We start from the raw sequence: 556 nt of genomic DNA on the forward strand, positions 1-556 counted from the left end.
CAGGTCCTCCGGCGAACCCACACCGCCCGGATACCGGCAGCCCATCCCGACGATCACCACGGGATCCTCATCCACGGCAACCGCCGGGACCGTTCCCCCGTTCACCGTGCCCTCGACGACACGGGAATCCTCGCCGCCGAGCCGGGAGACGAGGTAGTCCGCCACCGCGCGCGGGGAGGGGTAGTCGAAGACCAGCGTCGCCGGCAGCCGAAGCCCCGTCAGCGCCGACAGGCCGTTGCGCAGTTCCACACCGGCCAGCGAGTCGAAGCCCATGTCGCTGAACGCGTGCCGCGGGTTCACCGCCTCGGCGCCGTCGTGCCCCAGCACCAGTGCCACCCGCTCACACACCGCCTCCAGCACCACACGGCCGCGCTCGGCACCGCTCAGTTGTGCCAGACGCCGCGTCAGGTGCGGTTCGGTCGCGTCGTCGGTCGCCCGGACCAGACCCATGGGTGCGAGGGCGCCGAGCACGGCCGGTATCCCGTCGGGGCGGGTGCGCAGTGCCTGCCGGTCGACCCGCACCGGCATCACGACCGGCACCCCGGACGCCAGGGCC

The 556-nt window shown here is 73.2% G+C and carries 1 protein-coding gene; it reads right to left on the reverse strand.

Annotated elements, in window-relative coordinates:
- Positions 1-556 (reverse strand): acyl carrier protein (locus JL475_RS39325; RefSeq protein ID WP_237409597.1); only part of this gene is annotated, 556 nt, incomplete at both ends.

The sequence above is a fragment of the Streptomyces sp. M2CJ-2 genome (assembly GCF_016757295.1).
Classification (GTDB): Bacteria; Actinomycetota; Actinomycetes; order Streptomycetales; family Streptomycetaceae; genus Streptomyces.